Origin of the sequence: Paenibacillus polysaccharolyticus (assembly GCF_900102085.1) — a bacterium.
Classification (GTDB): Bacteria; Bacillota; Bacilli; order Paenibacillales; family Paenibacillaceae; genus Paenibacillus; species Paenibacillus polysaccharolyticus.
On the sequence record NZ_FMVM01000022.1, the window covers coordinates 64,179 to 81,608 of the forward strand.

Consider the following 17,430-nt stretch of genomic DNA (forward strand, 5'->3'; position numbering starts at 1 on the left):
ACCGATAACTCCTTTTTTTGTGTCTGGATCGTTAATCAAAAATAGGAAAAATATGATATAATCAGGTGGTTGATTAGGAGGTGTTTTCGTGTCGAGAACCAGGCTTGTGTTCTCAGGGGGATTATTGCTGTTTGCCATCATCTTTACCTTTAAACATCATCTCGGTTTCTCAGTAGGGGATTCGCTGTTATTATTCATTGGTATTTCTCCGTATACCACATCCTATTTAAGTGGTGTACATATCACGATGTACTTTGGACTTGGAATGCTTGCCTGTGGATATTATCTTACGCGTAAAGAGATCATGTGTACGTTTCCACTTGTGGCAAAAACGTTATGGATTGCTGTTCTGACTATCATACTCTGTTATTCATTTATGACAGACAAGTTGATGTACGTGGTGAAATGGGGAGCAACAGGTATGAATAGCATATCTTACATGCAGAATGACAGCTCATGCACCTATGATGTGTCATCTAATGGATATGCCTTGGCAACCTGTGAATTGACGCTGAAAAATTACAGTAACTCTGCGGTTGCTGTAATGGTTAAACCTGATTTGTATGGAAGCTATTCAAATCAGGATGATCCGCTGTCCGAATCATTACAGTCGGTTCATCTAGAGGCGAGACCGATTCGGATTGAACCGAGGAAGACATTCACGGGGACACTTGAATTTTCAGGTGTAGCGGAAAGCCCGCTCGAAGTTAGGGGCAGATTGAAGGATATTGTATTAGATGTGGCAGTCGATGGGAGAAATACGGTTTTTGATTATGACATTCCTTAGTTCGTGATAAACAGACTCTAGTTTCAAGTACATAACATATATAATGAATCACTTGCAGAAGGAAAACATAAAAAAACAAGCTTTGCTTATACGGACGGAACCGGCAGATATGCCGGTTTTTTTCGTGAACAGAAGTTGAATTTAGTGCTGATAAATTGGTTTTATCTCCTTTTTCATAGGGGCTTTAACGCTTAAAATGGATAGTGGGGCACTCTATTGATTTGGTTTGCCCTCGTTCAAGAAATAGATTGTATTTACAACCAATTTGATTACAATTAATGTCACGATATAAGTTAACTCTTTTTTACACGTTAACGGAGAGGACAGAAAAAACCTGGAAAAGCGAAGCTAAAAGCTTTCTGAAAGAAAGCTACATCGTAAGCATAACCTTCGCCTTTATCACCAGATTTCCCCTTTTATAAAAGGAATCAAAAAATCTGGGGATAACAGCGAATGGAAGGTTATTCTGTCATCGGAGTGGATTGTGTAAAATCGTTAGTTCCACTTCTATAGTAAAAGTAGAAAAACAAATAAAGCGAGATGAAACTTCCATGTCATACCGGACAAATCTGTTTTCCAAGATGGTCATTTTAATTCTGATCATGCTTATTCCCGTTGTGCTCCTGTACTGGTATTCCAATCATAAAACAACAGCCGTACTAAGGACTGAGCTTAATCGTTCGAACAGCAATCAGCTTGAATTTTTCCAGAATCAGGTCAATACCCATATTGAATTGCTATCGTCTTGGCCGAACCTGCTCATTCATGACCCCGATATTGCGAGCTTTCGGCGCATATTTGCGGAGAGCCGTTATTTTGATCTGGATGCCATCAATCTCGTCAAGCGAATCCAGAACAAGCTGAGTATCCAGGAAAGCTCTTCTAACTGGGAGACCAAATTATACCTGTACTCTCCATCGCTTGGCAGGGTGATCTCGGAACGGGATGCCCGTACTTATGACAAGCAGGCTTTAAAAGAAAGCCTCATCTCTGGCTGGGATGTGCACAAAATCGAGGATGGGCAGAATGATCGGTTCAAATTCAGCTGGATTACGGTGTCACCTTATGGCATCGAGAATCCTGCGGAGAATGCAGAAACGATTATCAAGCTGGAGTTCGACAGCGATAATATCCGCGACATGCTCGATAAATTCAAAGGCGACGGCAGGCATGACCCGTTCTATTTTCGCGAAGGGACAGGGGTGATCTATAACCGGACATCGGACCGTACGTTAACTAATCAATTAATCAAAGAATTATCTAGCCATACACTGCAAGACGTAGAAAATCGCACGATCGTCATTGGAAATGAGCCATACATGGTCAATTCTGTGAAATCGAGTACAACCGGCTGGTATTTGGTCGATTACATGCCGCTTTCAGATATTTTGAAACCGATTCACCAGTCGAATCAGCTGTTTTATTCTGCTATGATCTGCCTGTTACTGATGAGTTGTATTGCGGCGTACTTGTTATATGTGCAAGTTCAAGTACCAGTAAAGCAACTGATTCGCGGTTTCCAGCGATTGAAGCAAGAAGATTATTCGGTTCGTATTGAGCCCAAAGGCCGTAATGAGTTCAGTTTTTTGTCTGAACGTTTTAATTCCATGGTGGAAAAGATTCAGCAGTTGTTTGAGCATGTATACCTTGAGCAAATCCATGTCCGGGAAGCACGTTTAAAGCAATTGCAGTCACAGATTAACCCGCATTTCTTCTATAATTGCTTTTCGTTCATTACGAGTATGGCGAAGCTGAAGCGAGTCGATGCCGTTGTGGCTATGTCGCATAATCTGTCGAGGTATTACAGGTACACCACAAGACAGGAGCGGGATGTTGTTCCGTTATCTGAAGAGATTGAATTTGTGACCAACTATCTTGAAATTCAACGTATGCGTATGGAACGTATCCACTACACGCTGGACCTGCCAGAAGATATGTTGCGGATTGAAGTGCCTCCGCTAATCGTACAACCTCTGGTTGAAAATGCGGTCATCCATGGTATCGAAGCGGATGCAGAAGCCGGAGAGATCCGGGTGTCCGGTGAGCAACGAGACGGTACACTTTTTTTGATTGTCGAAGATGATGGTCAAGGAATGACGCAAGAAGAGCGAGAAGCGATGCTGATCAAACTTGCAGGTACGATGGATCAGGAGATGGGCTGCGGATTGTGGAACGTGAATCAGAGGTTACAACTCAGGTATGGAGGGAAGGGTGGCATTGAGCTGGCGGAATCAGAGCTCGGGGGAATTCGTGTGACCTTGTCATGGCCAGTGGAACAACAACCTCTGCTGAAAGACAAAGAGTGAATATAAGGGACTAGGGAGTGACCACATTGATTGATATATTGCTTGTGGATGATGAAACATATGTAACAGAAAGTTTGGAGTTAACGATTCCTTGGGGGGAACTTGGAGTCACAACGGTGTTGCGTGCAGCATCGGGCAAGGAAGCGCTGGAGATTATGGAAGAAAATGCAGTGGACATCGTCGTGACTGATATTCGCATGCCAGGTATGACAGGCCTTGATCTGATTGCGGAAGTAAACCGGCGCTGGCCTCATGTGCGCTGTATCCTGCTGACAGGTCACAGTGATTTTGATTATGCTAAAAAGGCAATTCAATTGCAGGCGGCTGACTATATTTTAAAACCTGTTAATGATGATGAGTTTATGAATTCGGTATCAGCGGCGATTACCTCTCTGCGGGATGAGTGGGATGAGTTCGACAAATATCATCGTCTCCTGTACAGTCGTAAATCCGATTACAAGATTCTGAGAGAGAATCTTATGCATGATTTGCTGCTTGGCCGAGAGGTTTCGTCGAAAGCGCTGCGCGAGCAATTAGAGCAATATGAGCTTCATATAGAGCCGGAACACCCTGCTGCGATGATGCTGATTCGTCTTGCTGGACGTTTTGCATCCATGGATCAGCAGTCCATTGATTTGATGGATTTTGCTGTTGGAAATATCGCCGAGGAAGTGCTCGGGGAGACCTATCATGTCTGGTTCAGCCGCGGGCCACATGATTGCTTGGTGATGTTCCTGCAGAACAGGGAACAGGCGGAAGAATCCCTGTTGGTTAACAGTCCATTACGTAATGTCGCCGAGACCTTCCGGGAGCATGTGGTGCGTTATCTTCAAGGAGATTTATCCATCGTTGTGACCCCTCCGTTTCCTTTTAAAGAACTCACCAACGTTTATCGAAAAAGCCTGGGTTCTCTTGTTCTTTCTGGACCGGAAGAACACAAGATCATCTATATGGATATGGAAAATACCATCAACAAGCGCCCCGAAAATGATGCGGCTCAGGCTCTTGAAGAGTTGTACAAGCCACCGGTACTGCCGCAGCTACTGGAGACCAAACAATGGGAGACAGCAGCCGCCAAGTTAAATGCCGTTTTTGATGCGGCGGATCAGGTTTGCTTGTCCAGAGAGTATGTGTATGAGATGTACTTGTCGGTTACCAATGCTTTTATGTACATCGCCCACAAACAGGGTCACTTGGTGCATGAGATCGACCATGCGGGGTTTGACTTGTTGCTGGCTCATCAATTGATCCAATCTCCGGAGAAGCTAAGGCGCTGGGCCATGGATATGCTGGCGAAGCTGCAGGAAGAATTGTCCGATCAGGAGGGAGCACAGAGTCGTAGACATGTCATTAAACAGGTGCAGGAACTGGTGACCAGAGACACCGGGCAAGACCTCTCCGTGAAGATGATTGCGGATAAAGTCTATTTACATCCGGTATACCTTTCGAAAATATATAAAGCAGAGACAGGCGAGGGCCTGGGAGATTATATGATTCGCATGCGTATGGAACGGGCACTGTATTTGCTTAAAAATACGAATAAAAAAATATATGAGATAACGAGTGAACTCGGATATCAAAATCCGCAATATTTCAGCAAAATGTTCAAAAAACATTATGGGTTAACACCGAATGAATTCCGGGATCAGACATAAATACAACATCATTCGAGCATATAGGTTGGCAAAGGTGCAGAAATCTTGATTTCGTATCATAGGCTGATGTACCTGACCCGTCCTATAATGAAAGGGTAACCAAAACGATTTAAGGGGGAACAACATGAGAGCGCAATCAACGAAAAAGAGATTCTTGTCGCTTCTCGCTACAACGCTGTGTCTGACTGTCGTGCTTGCAGGATGTTCAGGTGGCAATGAAAGCAAAGAGAGTGCAACACCAAGCTCCACAGGAGCTCAAAATGAATACAAGGAAAAGTATGACCCGGCAGTAACGATCACGACGGCATGGGGGATTGACCCGGAACTGAAATTTAAAAACGGCGAATCCATGGAAAATAACGTGGCTACCAAATGGGCGAAGGACAAATTTGGTATTGATATCAAATCCCTGTGGTCTGTGACGGATACGAACAGTGCATTCGCAACAAAATTGCGTTTGGCAATGTCTTCCGGTCAGGAAATGCCTGATATCGTTACGATTGGACAACCGGACAATCTGGTTGCTCAAGATTTGATTGACTCGGGTATGTATCAGGAAGTTGGACCGTTGTTCGATAAATATGCTTCAGACACATGGAAAAAAGCAATGGAACAAGATCCGAACGTATGGAATCAATACAGCCGCGATGGCAAAAGAATGGGTATTCCAGTCCTGGATTACGCGTACAACAATGATTACCTGCTCTGGATTCGCCAAGACTGGCTTGATAAGTTGAATCTGAAAGCACCAACAACCATTGACGAGCTGGAAGTGGTTATGGATGCATTCAAAAACAAAAATCCGGATGGTCTTGCACCAGATAAAGTAACACCTCTGAGCATTGGTTTCAAAACATCCATGAACACATGGATGGGTGACCCTTCTTGGGTATTCGGCGCTTACGGAACATTGCCTTCTCAATGGAATGTAGGTGCAGATGGCAAGCTGGAGTATGGCTCCATTAATTCAGGTATGAAACAAGGTCTGACCAAGCTGAATGAATGGCTGACAAAAGGTTATATTCCTCAGGAAGCAGCGCTGTGGGATGAGAACAAAACGGCTGAGCCGGCAGTGGCAGGTACAGCAGGAATTATCCCTGGCCCTTACTGGATGAGTGGATGGCCGTTGATCGATACCGTGAAAAACGTACCAAGTGCTGTGTGGAAGCCAATTGCTATCCCTGCTGGACCAGATGGTAAAGCGATGCGTCACGGAACACAGTTTGTTAACGGTGTGACATTGATCAAAAAAGATATGGCACATCCAGAAGCATTCTTCACATATCAGAACTACCTGTTTGACAACTATGCTGATCCGGCTCCAGGAAGCCCGTATGATAACGGTTTATTCGATGGATATGACTATCAATTGGATGCGAGCGGTAAACAGAAAAAACCGGATGAAATCGATGGTGGATATGTCAATGTCGTACGTTACCTGCTTGTTCGTGACGGCGCACGTATCCCAGATGCTCAGATGAAAGCACTGATGAATCTTGCAGACGGGAAAGAGCCGCAAACGAAGCTGGAAAAAGACGTAGCAGTGAACTATGGACCTGAGACGCCTGCAGCGGCAAAAGTGTTACTTGAACAGAAAGATATTTCTTTCAAAAACATGTTCACAGGACCTACGACGAAAACAATGAAGTCCAAACTGGATTATCTCAACAAAATTGAGAACCAGACCTTTAATGAGATTATCTATGGCAAGAGTCCGGTCGATGCGTTTGATACCTTTGTTCAAACATGGAAATCCGGTGGCGGCGATCAGATCACTCAAGAAGTGAACGAGTGGTATGACGGTGTGAAAAAATAATCAGCTATACGATATGAAATGTAAAGCCAAACGCGACGCACAGACGATAGGAGTCTGTGCGTTTTTTCGTTTTTTTAACGTTACAGAATGTGTCAAAAACCCTGTGAAAACGTGGCCGAAATGCGTCATGGCGCCCTCTTTCCAGTACGTGTCCAAAGTAGTTGCTTTTGTGCCATTTATATTGCTTTTATGCGCTGTTTTGGGGTGCTGGTAGGTTGATATAATTTGCCTATAGAGCCACTCAGGAGTACTTGAGTAGGAAGAATTACAGGGGGAGCAATCATGAGAACTTTAAAACGAACTTGGCCATTCCACGTAATGCTGCTGCCAGCCATCATCTTTCTGATTATTTTCAGTTATGTGCCTATGGGCGGAATCGTTATGGCATTCCAAGACTACAAACCATGGATGGGTATCAGCGGCTCGGATTGGGTCGGGCTTGATAACTTTAGATATTTATTTGAACGTGATGATAGTTTGCAGGTTATCTGGAATACCCTCATCATCGCGGTACTCAAACTGATTTTTAATTTGTTCGTCCCGTTTGTGTTTGCCATTCTGCTCAATGAAGTTCGCAAGATGGCCATTCAGCGTACGATCCAGACGCTCGTATATCTGCCTCACTTCTTGTCCTGGGTTATCCTGGGCGGAATTCTGCTTGATCTGTTGTCGACGGGAGGACTTGTGAACCGGGTGCTCGGCACATTTGGCCTCGGACCCTACTTCTTCCTTGGAGATAACAGTTTGTTCCGACCAACGATCATTTTGACGGATGTGTGGAAGGAATTCGGGTATAACATGATTGTTTTCCTGGCAGCCCTCGCGGGTATTAACCCGGCGCTGTATGAAGCGGCAGAGATCGACGGAGCAAACCGCTGGAAGCAAACACTTCACATTACGATTCCGTCACTTGTACCGATGTTGATGGTCGTTGGAACGTTGGCTTTGGGTAACGTACTCAACGCTGGATTCGATCAGATTTTCAACTTGTACAATCCGCTCGTATATCAATCAGGAGACATCATCGATACATTCGTATATCGCTCGGCGCTGGAAAATGGAGAGATGGGCTTCGCAACTGCGATCGGATTGTTCAAATCCGTGATCAGTATGGTTCTGATCCTCGTATCCTACAGCCTGGCTAAGAAATACGCCGGATACCGCATATTCTAATCGAATGAACAGAGAAGGAAGGGACTACGATGTATCATAAATCACCATCATATCGCATTTTCAATGTCATCAATATCAGTTTTCTTATTCTGATTGCTATCATGTGTATTGTGCCAATGATTCACGTACTGGCTGTATCGTTCAGTAACAAGGCTGCGGCAGATGCAAATCTGGTCAGTCTCTGGCCGGTAGGGTTTTCCCTCGAAGCCTATAAAAAAACAATGAATAATCCGATTTTCCTGAACTCACTCTGGATTTCACTGCTTCGTACCGTCATTGGTACAGGTATTACACTCCTGATTACTTTCCTGGCGGCATATCCGCTATCCAAGGAAAATAGTGAGTTCAAAGGCAGAACGGTATACTCCTGGATTTTCGTCTTCAGCATGATTTTCAACGGCGGTTTGGTACCGTTCTACATGGTTATTCAAAAGATTGGTCTAATGGATTCCTTCTGGGTGCTGGTGCTTCCGGGTGCAGTTAATACGTTCCTGGTCATCCTGATGCTTAACTTCTTCCGCGGCATTCCAAAAGAGCTGGAAGAGGCGGCACTGATTGACGGAGCGAACCATTTCAGAACCTTGTTCAGCATCTTCCTGCCGATCTCCATGCCTTCCATTGCAACGATTGCACTGTTCAGCATGGTGTTTCACTGGAATTCGTGGTTTGACGGTCTCTTGTACATGAACAATGCGAAAGATTATCCTTTGGCAACCTTCATGCAGACGGTCATTATCAAACGTGACATGAGCACGATGGCGATGAATCCGCAGGAAATGGCAACGATCTCGCAAACGACGGTGCGTGCAGCCCAAATCTTTATCGGAAGTGCGCCGATTCTCATTGTGTATCCATTCCTGCAACGTTTCTTTGTAAAAGGTATGACACTGGGCTCAGTAAAAGGCTGAGCCTCAATCCCTAATCACTGGAGGCTGATATTTTGAATTCATCAACCAATCAACCATTTGTTCTCGGCATGGATGTGTCATTTATGGACGAGATCGAACAGCATGGGGGAACATATCGTGATGTGGATGGCAAAGAAGAAGATCTGCTGACCATTCTCAAATTAAATGATACTAACGCGATCCGGCTTCGCATCTGGAATGATCCCGTCGGCGGATACTGTAATCTGGAGCGCACGGTAGAAGTAGCCAAACGAATCAAGGCACTGGGATTACAGTTTCTGCTCGATTTCCATTACTCTGATCGCTGGGCTGATCCCGCGAATCAGTGGAAACCGAAAGCATGGGAGAACTTGTCCTATGAACAGCTTAAACTGGCTGTATGTACATATACGGCGGATGTGCTTCGCACATTGAAAGAACACGATGCCTTGCCGGATATGGTTCAGGTTGGTAATGAAATTACGCCTGGCATGTTATGGGATGATGGACGTGTCGGTGGTGAAGAGCATGATACAGACGAACAGTGGCAACGTTTTGCAGGGCTTGTGAAGTATGGTATTGCAGCGGTTAAATCCGTTGATCCCTCCATTCAAATCATGATTCATATTGACCGCGGCGGCGACAATGCCGAAAGCCGTAAGTTCTACGATCGTTTCGAGGCGTTAGGTGTAGAGTTTGATGTCATCGGTCTGTCTTATTATCCTTGGTGGCATGGGACACTGGACGCGTTGCGTGATAACTTGAATGATCTGGCCAAACGCTACGGCAAACCGATCAACGTGGTTGAAACGGCATACCCGTGGACGTTGGAACAGCCAGAAGGCATAGAGTGGATTATGAATCAGGAAGACATGCTGCTACCCGGATATCCTGCAACGGTAGAAGGGCAAACCCGATATTTGAAGGATATGCTACAGATTATTCGTGAAGTCCCAGGGGGCCTGGGCCATGGATTCTATTATTGGGAACCTGCCTGGATTCCTAGCAAAGAAGAGTGGTCTGTAGGACACCCGAACAACTGGGGTAATCTGACGATGTTTGATTTTAAAGGGCGCAAGCTTGAATCATTTAAAGCATTAACTGCGGCGCAAGAATTGAATGTTACAACTTTTGTTTAAAAGATATGCATAGGTAAATTATCGTAATTCAACAGCAAGGGAGTTTTCATAAATGACGTACAAATTTCCACCCGTAAGTTCCAAAGCCCCGCACATGCTTCATGGTGCTGATTACAACCCGGAGCAGTGGCTTCGTTATCCAGAGATACTTGAAGAGGACATTCGTTTAATGAAACTGGCGAAGTGTAATGTGATGTCCATCGGTATTTTCTCCTGGGTATCCCTAGAGCCGGAAGAAGGCGTGTATACGTTTGAATGGCTGGATCAGGTGCTGGACCGTTTTGCCGCGAACGGGATCTATGCGTTCCTCGCAACACCAAGCGGTGCCAGACCAGCCTGGATGTCGGCAAAATATCCTGAAGTGTTGCGTGTCTCGGAAAATCGGGTTCGTAATCTGCATGGTTTCCGCCATAACCACTGTTATACCTCTCCGGTGTACCGGGAAAAAGTAACGGCGATGAACAGCAAGCTGGCGGAACGTTACTCGGATCACCCGGCTGTCATCGGCTGGCATATTTCAAATGAGTTTGGTGGGGATTGTCACTGTGACTATTGTCAGCAAGCCTTCCGCGGATGGGTTCAAAACAAGTACAAAACACTAGATGAATTGAATCACGCGTGGTGGACAACATTTTGGAGCCATACGGTAACGGATTGGAGTCAAGTCGAGTCTCCAGCACCACACGGCGAAACTCAGGTTCATGCGATGAATCTGGACTGGCGTCGTTTCGTAACGGATCAGACAGCGGATTTCATTGTTCATGAAACGAAGCCACTCAAGGCGAAAAATCCAAATCTGCCGGTAACGACGAATCTGATGGAGTTTTACGGTGGTTTGAACTATTGGAAGTTCGCAGACATTCTGGATTTCCTCTCTTGGGACAGTTATCCGACATGGCATGATGCAGAGGACGATGCGAAACAGGCATCCCGGATTGCGATGATGCATGATATTGTTCGTTCAATCAAAGGCGGACAGCCTTTCCTGCTCATGGAGAGCACACCTAGTTCTACGAACTGGCAGGATGTAAGCAAGTTGAAGCGTCCTGGCATGCACCTGTTGTCCTCCTTGCAGGCGGTAGCTCATGGATCAGATAGTGTTCAGTACTTCCAGTGGAGAAAAAGCCGCGGATCAAGCGAGAAGTTACACGGTGCGGTAGTAGACCATGTAGGCACAGAGCATACCCGTGTGTTTCAGGATGTGACCGATGTAGGTACAGCACTGCAGAGCATGGAGGATATTGTAGGAACTACGGTTCCTGCTGAAGTTGCAATTATCTTTGATTGGGAGAACCGCTGGGCTGTCAATGACTCCCAAGGTCCACGCAACATCGGGGTGAAATACGAGCAGACAGTAGAAGCTCACTACGAAGCGTTCTGGAAAAAGGGCGTAGCGGTTGATGTCATCGATATGGAAGCTGATCTATCCAAGTACAAAGTGTTAGTGGCGCCGATGCTTTACCTCGTTCGTGAAGGAGTAGGCGAACGGATCGAGAAGTTTGTAGAGCAGGGCGGTACATTTGTCGCAACCTACTGGTCTGGCATTGTGAACGAAAATGATCTGTGTTTCCTGGGTGGATTCCCGGGACCGCTTCGTAAAACGCTCGGCATCTGGTCAGAAGAGATCGACGGATTGCATGATCGTGAACTCAATGGAATTATTCCAGCGCAGGGGAATGAATTGGGACTCACTTCGGAGTATGATGCAATTGAGCTTTGCGATCTAATCCATCCAGAAGGTGCGAGGTCACTTGCGGTATATCGTTCTGATTTCTACGCTGGCCGTCCAGCTTTGACGGTGAACGAGCTTGGTTCAGGGAAAGCTTATTATATGGCTGCACGGATGAAAGAGCCGTTCTATGATGACTTTTACGGCAAGCTGATTGCTGAACTGGATCTGGAGCGTGGTCTGAAATCAGACTTGGCTGCAGGGACTACTGCACATGTTCGTACCGACGGTAATTCCGATTATGTGTTCATTCAGAACTACACCGAGCACGAGAAACAGGTTCAGTTAGACGGTCCGTCGTATACAGATGTACTTAGTGGAGAAGCGGTTGAATCAAGTCTGGACTTACAGCCATACGACATTCGTGTATTGCGCAGAGCGGCGAATCGTAAGTAAGTTTAACGGGAGATATGAATAGGGCATTGGAGTTTATCGGAAACATGAGCCTTAGGAATGCACTCCGATAAATGAACGAATGTTACACCTAGAGAGATATTAAAATGGATTGTCTTGAGCCTTCAACAGGTGCCAGGACAATCCATTTTATTTTGTCTCTTATGGGACTTGAGCGCTTTTTTTGGACAAGATAAAGGATAATCGTGTCCACGTAGCGAAGACAAACACGTAACTTGTCAACTTAAGACTTTCATTGTCTGGGAGGAATTGAAATGAATCAGAGAAATCTGGACGGCAACAGCATTATTATACGGCTGGAAATGACAACGAAAGATATCAAGTTTGGCGAAGTGGCCTCGGCCATCTCGGAAGCTGGAGGAGACATTATTGCCATCGACGTCATTTCGACCAATCAGGATGTCAGTGTGCGTGACTTGACTGTCGCGGTCACCGATTCACAGGATAACAGCAAAATTATAGAAGCAGTACGCCAGCTTAAAGGCGTGTCCATCGTTAACGTATCAGATCGTACATTCCTGCTGCATCTGGGCGGCAAGATTGAAGTTACACCGAAGACACCGATTCACAACCGGGAAGATCTGTCCCGTGTGTACACACCGGATGTGGCTCGGGTATGTTCGGCTATATCAGAAGAGCCCGGTAAAGCTTTTTCATTAACGATTAAACGGAATACCGTAGCGGTGGTTTCTGATGGTAGTGCAGTGCTTGGACTTGGTAATATTGGCCCGCGTGCAGCCATGCCGGTAATGGAAGGAAAGGCGATGCTGTTCAAACAATTCGCAGGTGTGGATGCGTTCCCGATCTGCCTGGATACACAGGATACCGAAGAGATCATTCGCACTGTGAAAGCGATATCACCTGCATTTGGCGGCATTAACCTCGAGGATATTTCTTCTCCGCGCTGTTTCGAGATCGAACGCCGGTTAAATGAAGAGCTTGATATTCCGGTATTTCATGATGATCAGCATGGTACAGCCGTTGTATTGTATGCAGGTCTGATCAATGCGCTCAAATTGGTTGGCAAGTCTATCGACGAGGTGAAAATTGTCGTGTGTGGCATCGGAGCTGCAGGTGTAGCTTGCAGCAATATTTTGTTATCTGCAGGTGCTAAGCGGCTTATCGGTGTGGATCGTGACGGAGCAATCGTGCGCACGAATACGTATGAGAACGAGGTATGGACCGAATATGCGGCACGTACTAATCCTGATCTGGAGACAGGTTCTCTGCGTGAAGTTATTCGAGATGCTGATGTATTTATTGGTTTATCGCGCGGCAATCTGTTAACGCGTGAGGATGTACAGACGATGGAAGACAATCCCATTGTATTTGCGATGGCAAACCCTGTACCTGAGATCATGCCTGCTCTAGTGGAAGATATTGTTGCAGTCATGGCGACAGGACGTTCGGATTATCCGAACCAGATTAATAACGTGCTTTGTTTCCCAGGCATGTTCAGAGCTGTTCTCGATTGCCGGGCAACGGAAATTAACGAAGAGATGAAACTGGCTGCTGCCCAGGCGATCGCCTCTTCCATCTCGGATGAAGAGCGTACACGTTATTACATTATCCCTAGTGTATTTAACGATAAAGTAGTCAAATCCATGCGCAGCCTTGTTATCGAGGCGGCAATTCGGACAGGTGTGGCGAGACGTGTACCTCGTGAGCAGGCGCGTGAAGGTGGAGAATCCTGATGACATTAGATTCATCCACTAATGAAAGCATTTTGGAAGCGGCTCGTATCTTTGTGCAAGAAGAGGCTTCCAAACATTCCGACGGACATGACTGGACACATATTCAGCGTGTCACTGCCCTGGCGGTCAGGCTAGCACGGCACATGGGTGCAGATCCGTTTGTATGCGAGCTGGCTGCGCTATTGCATGATGTACCGGATGAGAAGCTCAATGACAGCTTGGAGGCCGGTATGGCAAAGCTGAACACTTGGCTGGACAACCAGCCACTACTAGAGCCTTCCACACGGGAAGTGGTAGTAAACATAATCAGTACGATATCCTATGCGGGTGGGCAAGGGGCTGCAGTCGACTCGTTGGAAGCACAAGTGGTGCAGGACGCAGACCGGCTTGATGCGCTGGGGGCGATTGGAATTGCCCGTACGTTTGCCTTTTCAGGAGCCCGTGGGCGTGAAATGTATGATCCATCCTTACCGCCTCGGGAACAGATGACCCGTGAGGAATATCGCAATGGGCGCAGCACGACGATCAATCATTTTTACGAAAAGTTATTCAAGCTTAAAGATCTGATGAATACATCCTACGGCAAGGAACTGGCGCAGCGGCGTCATGAGTATATGGTGCAGTTTGTGGAGCAGTTCAAGCAGGAATGGGAAGGCATGGACAGATAAACGTATAGAGGGTCACCATGAGTCTTAAAGGCTACGTGGTGACCTTATTACTTGGATATTAATTAATAATTGGATTAGTGTTGGCCGAATTTTCAACGGCTTCTTCTTTTTCTTTATTAGCGGGTAATGGGGTGATTTGAAGAGAGAGAAATGATTTATTCTTCTTATGGTAATCAATTTGTTTGTTCGTGTAATTTTTTGATCCTGGAGATTCCTTAAAAGAATACATAAGCCAGTCTAGTAGATGGAGAAGTGTCCACAGAAATCCTATAGCGAGTGTATATCCATATATTTGATTCCTAAAAGGCCAGAAATAAAGTTCAACGTTCAATTGAATCATTGTAAACAGACTATAGTAAAGACCACCCTCAATTAATGTTGCAAATACAATTATTAAAGCTGTTAAAGTTAGTGCTGAGAAGGCCTGTAACACTATTTTTAATAACTCAGCGTAAATTCTAACAATGAAGGGTGACTTTTCTACTCTGTAAAACCAGTTGTATTGTTTAAACAGCACCTGTCTGTAATCATTTAGTTTCATGTTGACAGAGTCCTCAAGTATTGATAACGAAGTGTATAAGTTATCAAGCTGCTCGGAGGAATTGTTATTTTGATAAAGGACATAATGTTCTTCGAAATGATTAAATTGTTTAATGATCAGAGAGCTAGTTGATAGGTATAAATGAGATGAGGGAGAACGATATTTTTCAAAGAATGACTTTATCTTTCTAAGATGAGTTGGATGATGTTTTTCTTCTCGTATACCTCTTAAGTCTGCAATCATATGTAGTAACAAATTTCTAATGTCATTTTCTGTTCGGCTCAGGAAGGTCTCTTTTGCTTTAAGTTTTAAATTGAAAAAATAAGTGACTGCCCATCCGAGCACGATAACCAAAGCTGAAACAAGTGGAATATAATCTTTTAAATTCATTATCTAGTCTCTCCTTGTTAATTTATACATAATATATCGGGTCTTAATACGAAACTTTAAATATTACTTTAAAATTAGTTCAACTCATCATTTATACAAAAACGAAGAAGACAGAAAAAACCTGAAAAAGCGAAGCGCTCGCCTTTATCACCGGATTTTCCCTTTAGGAAAGGGAAACAAAAAAATCTGGGGATAACAGCGATTGGAAGGTTCTTCTGTCTTCGTAGTGGCGGTATAAATAATTTACTTATTTGATATCGTGTCTAAGACTTATGAGAATGAAGATGCAAAGCCATAAGCTCTCATGGTACAATAAATCGTTCTCCTGAACTCATTCGGGCAAAATAAGAAATATGGGGTAATAATGAACATGATTATCATCAAACGTAAACGAACAGGTCGGGAAAGAGGAGGGAGATGCCATGTCATTTGGAGCACGTGTACTTAAGACAGGTATAGCGGTCACGCTGGCTTTATATCTGAGCAGTTTGTTCTTGAACCCGCAATCTCCTGTGCCTGCCGCGATCGCAGCGATATTTGCCATGCAACCTTCCATCTATCGTTCATGGAAGTATTTCCTTGATCAGTTGCAGACGACCACGCTGGGCGCAATTGTAGCGCTACTGGGTGGGATGGTGCTGTCCAACGAGCCCATTGCCGTGGGCTTGATTATTGTGCTGGTTATTATGATTTGTCTTAAATTAAATATGGGTGAAACGGTTGGGCTAACACTGGTCACGGTGGTATCGATTATGGAAGCTTCAGGAGATTGGCACTTTGCGCTGAATCGCTTCTTGTTAACCCTTGTGGGCATTATATCCGCCTTCCTGATTAATATCTCGGTGTTCCCTCCTAAACCGAAGGTGCAGTTTGTGAAGCAGATTCAGAGTGTGTTTAATGGGATGTCACTGCTACTTCGTACATCGATCTCCGATGAGATCAAAGAGGTTGTTTTTCGGGAAGAGAAAAGCAATCTAGGCGGATCGATCAAGTCTTTATCTGACAAGTATCATTTGTTTGAAGAAGAGCAGAAGAAGATGAAACGTGCCAAGTTCAGTGAAACCCGTCAGATGGTTGTATATAAACAAATGCTGTTAAGTTTGCAAAAAGGATATGATGTACTGGATTCGGTAGAACGCCATTACTTTCAGGCACAGCGAACACCGGAAATGGATCTGTTTTTTGATACCCATCTCGAACGGGTTATTAAATTTCATGAGCATGCCTTGCTCAAATTTGAAGACAAACTCAAACCAAATGGCGAAGAGGCCGCACTGTTTGTAACCGAGAATGATCATTTCATGGAACAGGCCATTACCCAGTTTGATGTCGATAAGGACGGCATGTTAAGGTTATCTATTGTGGCTGCAGCGATATACGATTACGGATATCAGCTGGAGCGGTTGAATCGACTTGCGGACCATGTGCGCACTTCAAGTGAAGATAAAGAGTCGCATGACCACATGCTAAACTGGCTGAAATGGCCTTAGATGGCAAAATAAGATACAATATAGGCAATATAAAGCCCGGACAGTAGCGTCCGGGTTGTTTGTTCTATCGGTGAATGCAAGTGACCTGAATCGATGAAAATCGATAGGAATCAATGGTAACCATTATGAATGAACTGAGGGGTAGAAATGGAGATCAAGCAGTTGGATGCAGAACTCTTGGAATGGTTAGGCGGAAGCGATCTGGAGAGCAAACAGCATGAAGCGATGCAGTTATTAACCGTCACTGGTGGACAGTGGCCTCATCTGGCGATGATCAGCATGGGAGAAGTTATCGCTATAAGCCCTGATTGCCTTCGTTTGGCGCTCTGGCAAGGGACACAAACGAGTATGAATATGATGGAAACGGGTAAGGCTACGTTAATTGCAGTGCATGGTCAGCGTATATTGCATATTCGGCTTGAAGTCCGTTTACTTCCTGAACTCGGGGACACGATTCACCCGCGAGATCGGTATGAGTGTAACATCCTTCATATTCGGATCGATCAGGCACCATATGCAGAAATTACGTCTGGTATTACGTTTCAATTAAAAGATCAAACGGGGGCATTAGCACGCTGGAATGCAACCATTGAGGACTTGAGGAAGTAGAGGGACAGGCACATGTGGGTAATACTGTGTGACGCGGTAAAGCTCCTAGATCAATGAACAAAGCGACAAGACCACAAGCAAAAATAACAAATAACGTCTCCGCTTGCATCGGGACGTTGTCACTGGTACAAT

13 protein-coding genes are annotated in these 17,430 nt (G+C 45.1%); 12 read left to right on the plus strand and 1 reads right to left on the minus strand.

Annotated features, from left to right (window positions below):
• Positions 1 to 88: 88 nt before the first annotated feature.
• The 10 genes from BLQ13_RS24940 (at position 89) to BLQ13_RS24985 (ending at position 14,268) form a co-directional block, all read left to right on the plus strand.
• Positions 89 to 787: a hypothetical protein gene (locus BLQ13_RS24940; RefSeq protein WP_090924405.1), complete on the plus strand. Its 699-nt coding sequence runs from the start codon at positions 89 to 91 to the stop codon at positions 785 to 787.
• A gap of 551 nt (positions 788 to 1,338) precedes the next feature.
• Positions 1,339 to 3,093: a sensor histidine kinase gene (locus BLQ13_RS24945; protein WP_090924406.1), complete on the plus strand. Its 1,755-nt coding sequence runs from the start codon at positions 1,339 to 1,341 to the stop codon at positions 3,091 to 3,093.
• 26 nt (positions 3,094 to 3,119) lie between these two features.
• The gene (locus tag BLQ13_RS24950) at positions 3,120 to 4,748 is read left to right on the plus strand and encodes a response regulator (RefSeq protein ID WP_090924407.1); all 1,629 of its coding nucleotides are present in this window, start codon (positions 3,120 to 3,122) and stop codon (positions 4,746 to 4,748) included.
• A 124-nt stretch (positions 4,749 to 4,872) separates the two neighbouring features.
• Positions 4,873 to 6,564: a type 2 periplasmic-binding domain-containing protein gene (locus BLQ13_RS24955; RefSeq protein ID WP_090924408.1), complete on the plus strand. Its 1,692-nt coding sequence runs from the start codon at positions 4,873 to 4,875 to the stop codon at positions 6,562 to 6,564.
• Positions 6,565 to 6,846: 282 nt separating this feature from the next.
• Positions 6,847 to 7,737: an ABC transporter permease gene (locus BLQ13_RS24960; protein WP_090924409.1), complete on the plus strand. Its 891-nt coding sequence runs from the start codon at positions 6,847 to 6,849 to the stop codon at positions 7,735 to 7,737.
• A gap of 29 nt (positions 7,738 to 7,766) precedes the next feature.
• Entirely contained in the window at positions 7,767 to 8,645 is an 879-nt protein-coding gene (locus BLQ13_RS24965) for a carbohydrate ABC transporter permease (RefSeq protein WP_090924410.1), read from the plus strand.
• Between the two features lie 32 nt (positions 8,646 to 8,677).
• Positions 8,678 to 9,763: a glycoside hydrolase family 53 protein gene (locus tag BLQ13_RS24970; RefSeq protein WP_090924411.1), complete on the plus strand. Its 1,086-nt coding sequence runs from the start codon at positions 8,678 to 8,680 to the stop codon at positions 9,761 to 9,763.
• A gap of 52 nt (positions 9,764 to 9,815) precedes the next feature.
• Positions 9,816 to 11,888 carry a beta-galactosidase gene (locus BLQ13_RS24975; RefSeq protein WP_090924412.1) on the plus strand — a complete coding sequence of 691 codons (2,073 nt, stop codon included), beginning with the start codon at positions 9,816 to 9,818 and terminating at the stop codon, positions 11,886 to 11,888.
• A gap of 272 nt (positions 11,889 to 12,160) precedes the next feature.
• Entirely contained in the window at positions 12,161 to 13,600 is a 1,440-nt protein-coding gene (locus BLQ13_RS24980; RefSeq protein WP_090924413.1) for an NAD-dependent malic enzyme, read from the plus strand.
• Positions 13,600 to 14,268 carry an HD domain-containing protein gene (locus BLQ13_RS24985; protein ID WP_090924414.1) on the plus strand — a complete coding sequence of 223 codons (669 nt, stop codon included), beginning with the start codon at positions 13,600 to 13,602 and terminating at the stop codon, positions 14,266 to 14,268. The genes BLQ13_RS24980 and BLQ13_RS24985 overlap by 1 nt, the downstream gene beginning before the upstream one ends.
• Positions 14,269 to 14,326: 58 nt before the next feature.
• Here BLQ13_RS24985 and BLQ13_RS24990 read toward each other — a convergent pair whose 3' ends face one another.
• Positions 14,327 to 15,199 carry a hypothetical protein gene (locus tag BLQ13_RS24990; RefSeq protein ID WP_090924415.1) on the minus strand — a complete coding sequence of 291 codons (873 nt, stop codon included), beginning with the start codon at positions 15,197 to 15,199 and terminating at the stop codon, positions 14,327 to 14,329.
• Between the two features lie 422 nt (positions 15,200 to 15,621).
• Here BLQ13_RS24990 and BLQ13_RS24995 point away from each other — a divergent pair, with 422 nt between their 5' ends.
• Complete coding sequence (locus tag BLQ13_RS24995) at positions 15,622 to 16,689, plus strand: FUSC family protein (RefSeq protein WP_090924416.1); 1,068 nt, start codon at positions 15,622 to 15,624, stop codon at positions 16,687 to 16,689.
• A 147-nt stretch (positions 16,690 to 16,836) separates the two neighbouring features.
• Positions 16,837 to 17,298, plus strand: a complete 462-nt coding sequence (locus BLQ13_RS25000; protein ID WP_090924417.1) for a hypothetical protein — start codon at positions 16,837 to 16,839, stop codon at positions 17,296 to 17,298.
• Positions 17,299 to 17,430: the final 132 nt, after the last annotated feature.